This is a genomic window from Streptomyces solincola (assembly GCF_002982015.1).
GTDB classification, from domain to species: domain Bacteria; phylum Actinomycetota; class Actinomycetes; order Streptomycetales; family Streptomycetaceae; genus Streptomyces; species Streptomyces solincola.
Window position 1 is genome coordinate 1 of record NZ_PVLV01000244.1, and the last position, 6,008, is coordinate 6,008.

The window sequence follows — 6,008 nt, forward strand, 5'->3', positions numbered from 1 at the left end:
GGCCGGCCAGGTAGTCGGCGTCGCTGGTGTGGGTGCGGCCGCCGGCGGCGTCCTGGGCGGCCATGTGCGCGCCCAGCTCGTCGCTGGCGATCCGGCCGTGCAGCTTCTGCCGGCCCCGGCCGACCGCCTCCAGGGTCTTGGAGAGCACCGCCTCGAACGCTCCGAGCTTGGTGTCCACGTAGGCGTCGGCGCGGCCGATCAGGGTGGCCGGGTCGGCGCTGTACTCGGGGGCGTCCTGGTCGCCGTGGCCCCGCTCGTCCAGTCCGGGGCCGCGGCCCAGCAGCTTCTCGCGGCCGCGGTCGACGGAGCCGATGGTCTTGGTGAGGACGACCTCGAAGTTGGCGAGCTTGGAGTCGACGTAGTCGTCGGCCTCGGCGCGGATCTCCTCGGCCTCCTGGCGGGCCTCGGCCAGGATGCGGTCGGCCTCGGCCTGCGAGCGCTGGGCGACCTCGGTGCCGGAGACCAGCGCGCCGCGCTCGGCGTGCGCCTGGCCGATGATCCGCTCCGCCTCGGCGCGGGCCTGCTCGACCATCTGGTCGCGGTCGCCGATCAGCTCCTGGGCCTGGGCCAGCGAGCCGGGCAGGGCGTCGCGCAGTTCACCGAGCAGGGCGAGCAGTTCGGCGCGGTTGACCACGCACGAGGCCGACATGGGCATGGAGCGGGCGCCCTGGACCGTACCGACGATCTCGTCGAGCTTCTTGTGCACGTCCACCGTGTGCTCTTCCCATTCGTGCGGGCCGGGATGGAGAGGTTTCGAAGGACGACTGTACGGCCCGGCGGGCGGGCCGGGACAGCGGATGACGGCCCGTCAGCCCTGCCGGCGCTCGGCCAGCCGCTTGACCAGAGCGTCGTGCACCAGCGGCGGCAGCAGGTGGGAGACGTCGCCGCCCCAGGCGGCGACCTCCTTCACCAGTGAGGAGGACAGGAAGCTGTAGGTGGGGTTGGTGGGCACGAACAGCGTCTCGACGCCGGAGAGCCCGTTGTTCATCTGGGCCATCTGAAGCTCGTAGTCGAAGTCGCTGACCGCGCGCAGGCCCTTGACGATGGCCGGGATCTCGCGCTCCCGGCAGAAGTCGACCAGCAGCCCGTGGTGGGACTCCACCCGGACGTTGTCGTACTCGGCGGTGACCTGGCGGATCAGCTCCATCCGCTCCTCGACGGTGAACAGGCCCTGCTTGGACTGGTTGATCATCACCGCGACGTGCACCACGTCGTACAGCCGGGCGGCGCGGGCGATGATGTCGAGGTGTCCGTTGGTGATGGGGTCGAACGACCCCGGACAGACGGCGCGGCGCAACGGAAGTCCCTCGCTCTCGGGTCCGGTCATGGTGCGTTCTCCTCGGGGACGGAATCCCCGCGGGAGGATTCCTCGGGGAAGGCGGCGCGACCGTACCAAAGCGTGCCCTCGCCGTAGCGGCGGGACCGCAGCGGTTCGACGCCCTCCGGCCAGCCGAACTCGCCGCCCCTGGTGCCGCGCTCCACGGTGACCAGGGCGTCCTCGGCCAGCCAGCCGCCCCGCCGCAGTGTGATCAGGATCTCCCGGAGATCGGCGTCCGGGACGGCGTAGGGCGGGTCCAGGAAGACCACGTCGTACGGCCGGCCGGGCGCCGGGCCGGTCACCACCTGCTCGGCCTTGCCGGTGCGCACCTCGGCGCCGGGCAGCCCGAGCGCGCGGACGTTCTCCTTCAGCGTGCGGGCGGCCCGCTGGTCGGCCTCCACCAGCAGCGCGTGCGCGGCCCCGCGGGAGAGCGCCTCCAGGCCGACCGCGCCGGAGCCGGCGTACAGGTCGGCGACCCGCGCCCCGTCCAGGGCGCCGAGGAACGCCTCCCACGTGGAGAACAGCCCCTCGCGGGCGCGGTCGGAGGTGGGGCGGGTGCCGTTGCCGGGCGGCACGGCGAGGCGGCGTCCGCCGGCCGTCCCGGCGATCACGCGGGTCATCTGCTGTTCTTCCGTCCACGTCGTCGGCGTCTGCCGGTCTCCACACGGGCCCTTCCCACGATACGGGGCCGGTGCCGGTCTCCCGCCGGGCCGGCCCGCGGCCGCGGTCCGGCGCCGGTCACCCCTTGTCGAGGTACTCGGCGCGCTCCTTGTCCAGCAGGGCGGCCAGGGCGGTGCGCAGCTCGGGCAGGTGCGCCAGCTCGGGGTCGGCGGCGACCACGGCGGCGGCCTCCTCGCGGGCGGCGGCGATGACCTCCTCGTCCTCGATGACGGCGAGGACCCGCAGGCTGGAGCGGACCCCGGACTGGGCCTGGCCGAGCACATCGCCCTCCCGGCGCTGCTCCAGGTCGATCCGGGACAGCTCGAAGCCGTCCAGGGTGGCGGCGACGGCGGAGAGCCGTCCCCGGGCGGGGCTCGCCTCGGGGGCGTCGGTGACCAGCAGGCAGAGCCCGGGCGCGGAGCCCCGGCCGACGCGGCCGCGGAGCTGGTGCAGCTGGGAGACGCCGAACCGGTCCGCGTCCATGATCACCATGGCGGTGGCGTTGGGGACGTTGACGCCGACCTCGATGACGGTGGTGGCCACCAGCACGTCGGCCTCGCCGGCGGCGAACCGGCGCATCACGGCGTCCTTGTCGTCCGGGGCCATCCGGCCGTGCAGGATCTCCACCCGCACCCCGGCGAGCGGGCCCTTCGCCAACTGCTCGGCCACCTCCAGCACCGCCAGCGGGGGCCGCTTGTCGCCGTCCTCCCCTGCCGCGCCGCCCTTCTTGGCGTTCTTCTTCTCGTCCTCGTCGTCCCCGATCCGGGGGCAGACCACGTACGCCTGGTGGCCGTTCTCCACCTCCTCGCGCACCCGCTCCCAGGCGCGGGCCAGGAAGTGCGGCTTGTCGGCGGAGGGCACCACATGGCTGGCGATCGGGGAGCGCCCGGCCGGCAACTGGTCCAGCACCGAGGTCTCCAGGTCGCCGAAGACGGTCATGGCGACCGTGCGCGGGATGGGGGTGGCGGTCATCACCAGCAGGTGCGGCGGCTGCTTGCCCTTGCCGCGCAGGGCGTCGCGCTGCTCCACGCCGAAGCGGTGCTGCTCGTCCACGACCACCAGGCCCAGGTCGTGGAACCGCACCTTGTCCTCGATGAGGGCGTGGGTGCCGATGACGATCCCGGCCTCGCCGGTGACCAGGTCCAGCAGGGCGTGGCGGCGGGCGGCGGCGCCCATGGAGCCGGTGAGCAGCACCACCTTGGTGGCCCGCTCCGAGCCGCCGAGCATCCCTCCCTCGGCCAGCTCCCCCATCATCTCGACGATCGAGCGGTGGTGCTGCTGGGCCAGCACCTCGGTGGGGGCGAGCATCGCGGCCTGCCCGCCGGCGTCCACCACGGCGAGCATGGCCCGCAGCGCGACCATGGTCTTGCCGGAGCCGACCTCGCCCTGGAGCAGCCGGTGCATGGGGTGCTCCCGGGCCAGGTCGCCGAAGATCTCGGCCGAGACCTTGAGCTGCCCTTCGGTGAGGGTGAACGGCAGCTTGGCGTCGAAGGCGTCCAGCAGCCCGTCCGGGGCGGGCACGCGGGGCACGGCCGCCAGTTGGGTGTCGGCGTGCCGGCGGCGGGCCAGCGCCACCTGGAGGACGAACGCCTCGTCCCACTTGAGGCGCTCCCGGGCGTCCAGGACGTCCGCCTTGGTGCGCGGCCGGTGGATCATGCGCAGGGCGTCCGGCAGCTCGGCGAGCCCGCGGCCCTCGCGCAGCGCGGGCGGCAGCGGGTCGACCGCGTCGACCGCGTGCGGCAGCACCGCGTCCACGGCGCGGGCGATCTTCCAGGACTCCAGCTTGGTGGTGGCCGGGTAGATCGGGATCAGCGCCCCGGCCCAGGCGTCCACCGCGGCCCCGCCGGGCCCGTCCTCCTCGTCCGTGCCGCGCAGCAGCTCGTAGGCGGGATGGGCGAGCTGGGTGCGCCGGTTGAAGACGGACACCTTGCCGGCGAACATCGCCCGGGTGCCCGGCAGCAGGTCCTTGTGCGGCTTGTGCACGCCCTTGCCGAAGAACACCAGTTGCAGCCGCCCGCTGCCGTCGGTGATCGTCACCTCCAGCCGCTGCCCGCGGCCGCGCGGCCCGTTGAAGGTGTGCACCCGGGCGTCGGCGACCCGGGCGACCACGGTGACGTGCTCGTCCAGCGGCAGGTCGGCGAGCGTGGTCAGCTCACCGCGCTCGGCGTACCGGCGCGGGTAGTGGTGCAGCAGGTCGCCGACGGTGTGCAGGTCGAGCGCCTCGGCCATCACCTTCGCGGTGGCGGGGCCCAGCGACTTCTTCAGGGGTTCGTCGAGTCCGGACACGCCATCCATTGCACACCACGGGACCGACAACGGCCCTCTACTCCACCCCGATGAGCAGCAGCGGGGCCTGGGGGCCGCCCGGGTAGACGACGGTGTCGACGGCGAGGTGGGCCTCGCGGACGTGCGCCTCCAGGCGGTCGGCCAGGCCCTCGGGGGCGTCGTCGGCGACGACCAGGGTGACCAGTTCGCCGCCCGGCGACAGCATCCGGTCCAGCGTCCTGCGGGCGGTGTCGGCGACCTCCTGCCCGATCACGGCCACGTCCCCGTCGATCAACCCGAGCACGTCCCCGGCCTGGCAGACGCCGGCCGAGGTGAAGGACTGCCGCTCGGCGACGGCCAGTTCCCCGTAGCGGGTGGCGCCGGCCGCGGTGGTCATGGCGACCACGTCCTCGTCGAAGCGGCGCTCCGGCTCGTGCACGGCGAGCGCGGCGATGCCCTGGACCGCGGAGCGGGTCGGGATGAGCGCCACCCGCACCCCCTCGGCGCGCACCTGCTCGGCGGCGGCCGCCGCGGTGTGCCGCAGCTCCACCGCGTTGGGCAGCAACACGACCTCGTGGGCGTGCGCCCGGCGGATGGCCTCCGCCAGTTGCCCGCCGGCAGGCTGCTGCCCGGGCCCGACCAGCAGTGTCGTCGCCCCGGCCTCCGCGTACAGCGCGGCCAGGCCCTTGCCCGGCAGCACCGCCACCACGGCCCGCTGGGCGCGCTGCGGCGCGGGGCCCCGCGCCACGTCGAAGTGGGTGATCCGGATCCGGTAGGGCCGGCCCGCCTCGACGCCGGCCTCCACGGCCGCGCCCGCGTCGTCCACGTGGACGTGGACGTTCCACAGGCCGTCGCCGCCGACCACCACCAGCGAGTCCCCGAGGGCGTCCAGCGTCTCGCGCAACCGGTCCACCGCCGCGTCCTCGGCCTCCAGCAGGTAGATCACCTCGAACGCCGGGCCGCCGGCCGCGCACTCCTCGACCACCAGGGGCCGGGCCGCCCGCACCGGCCGGGCCGGGGCCGCCCCGGTCAGCGCCTCCACCAGGGCCCCCAGCACCGCCACCAGGCCGCGTCCGCCCGCGTCCACCACTCCGGCCCGCTCCAGGGCGGCCAACTGCCCGGGGGTCGCCTCCAGGGCGGCGCGGGCCCCCTCGTACGCCGTGCGCGCCACCGCCGCCGGGTTCTCGCCCCGCGCCTTCTCGCAGGCGCGCGCGGCGGCCGAGGCGACGGTGAGGATGGTGCCCTCGACGGGGTGGGCGACGGCCCGGCGGGCCTCGCGCGCGGCCTCCGCCAGGCCCCGGGCCAGCAGCTCGCCCGAGCACTCCTCGCCGGCCGCGGCGGCCAGCACGCCGGCCATGCCCCGCAGCAACTGCGCGAGGATGGTTCCGGAGTTCCCGCGCGCGCCGATCAACGCCCCGTGGGCCATGGCCCGCACGGTCTCCCCGAAGCCGGCGCCGGCGGCCGCCTCGACGGCCTCCCGCGCGGACTCGGCGGTCAGGTAGAGGTTGGTGCCGGTGTCCCCGTCCGCGACCGGGTAGACGTTGATCGCGTCGATCTCCTCCCGCTCCCGGCCCAGCGCCTCCAGCGTCAGCGAGCACCAGCGACGTACCGCGGCGGAGTCGAGCGTGTGCGGCACCGGGTGGTCCTCCTTGGGGCGGAACGGGCTGCTCGGCAGCGTAGCCCGCGGTCCGGGCCGCCGGCCGGGGGTCCGGACCGCGGGCTACGCTGCCGAGCAGCCCGTTTCTCCTGGCTCGTCTACACATTT

General features: G+C 74.9%; 5 protein-coding genes. All 5 read right to left on the reverse strand.

Going from position 1 to position 6,008, the window contains the following annotated elements:
- Positions 1–712 (reverse strand): ATP synthase F0 subunit B (locus tag C6N75_RS16760; protein WP_105869714.1); only part of this gene is annotated, 712 nt, incomplete at its 3' end.
- Between the two features lie 96 nt (positions 713–808).
- Entirely contained in the window at positions 809–1,297 is a 489-nt protein-coding gene (coaD, locus tag C6N75_RS16765) for a pantetheine-phosphate adenylyltransferase (protein WP_181160500.1), read from the reverse strand.
- Between the two features lie 26 nt (positions 1,298–1,323).
- Positions 1,324–1,938, reverse strand: a complete 615-nt coding sequence (gene rsmD, locus C6N75_RS16770) for a 16S rRNA (guanine(966)-N(2))-methyltransferase RsmD (RefSeq protein WP_105869716.1) — start codon at positions 1,936–1,938, stop codon at positions 1,324–1,326.
- 118 nt (positions 1,939–2,056) lie between these two features.
- Positions 2,057–4,273, reverse strand: coding sequence for an ATP-dependent DNA helicase RecG (recG, locus tag C6N75_RS16775; RefSeq protein ID WP_105869717.1), 2,217 nt, complete (start codon positions 4,271–4,273; stop codon positions 2,057–2,059).
- Positions 4,274–4,301: 28 nt separating this feature from the next.
- Positions 4,302–5,879, reverse strand: a complete 1,578-nt coding sequence (locus C6N75_RS16780; protein ID WP_105869718.1) for a DAK2 domain-containing protein — start codon at positions 5,877–5,879, stop codon at positions 4,302–4,304.
- Positions 5,880–6,008: the final 129 nt, after the last annotated feature.